At 48.1% G+C, this 680-nt stretch carries 1 protein-coding gene; it reads right to left on the minus strand.

From position 1 onward, the window contains the following. Positions 1-680, minus strand: a 680-nt coding sequence (locus tag A3739_RS04745) for an anthranilate synthase component I family protein (RefSeq protein ID WP_197472054.1), incomplete at both ends; no start/stop codon positions are given.

Below are 680 nucleotides of genomic sequence, written 5' to 3' on the forward strand. Positions count from 1 at the left end.
ATCTGCAACGACACCGGCTCCAGCTTGAATATGAAGCACATCATCTTTAATCACGGCTGTTCGAATCGCGATTGCAGTGTCCATATTGCCGCTCCAAGACAAATATCCGACTGCGCCGCCATATACACCACGCTTCACTGGCTCTAACTCATCAATTATTTCCATTGCGCGAATCTTAGGCGCTCCGCTTAATGTGCCGGCAGGAAATGTTGCTCTAAGAACATCCATGGCTGAGCAACCATCTTTCAGCTCACCAGTCACATTAGAGACGATGTGCATGACATGCGAATAACGTTCAACAATCATTTTGTCCGTGAGCGAAACTTTTCCAGTTTTCGCGACACGCCCAACATCATTACGCCCCAGATCGATCAGCATCAAGTGTTCTGCGAGCTCCTTAGGATCAGCTAAAAGATCTTGCTCTAAAGCCAAGTCTTCTGCTTCGGTCATACCGCGCTTTCGTGTACCTGCAATAGGACGGACCGTGACTAGCCCATCTTCGACACGTGCCAATATTTCTGGTGAAGAACCCACAACATGAAAGTCGCCTAAGTTTAGGAAATACATATATGGCGACGGGTTCAAGCAACGTAAAGCGCGATATAAATCGAGTGGCGCAGCTTTATAAGGAATATACATACGCTGAGCGAGCACAGTCTGCATGACATCGCCGGCCAGCA

The organism is Oleiphilus sp. HI0067 (assembly GCF_001635735.1).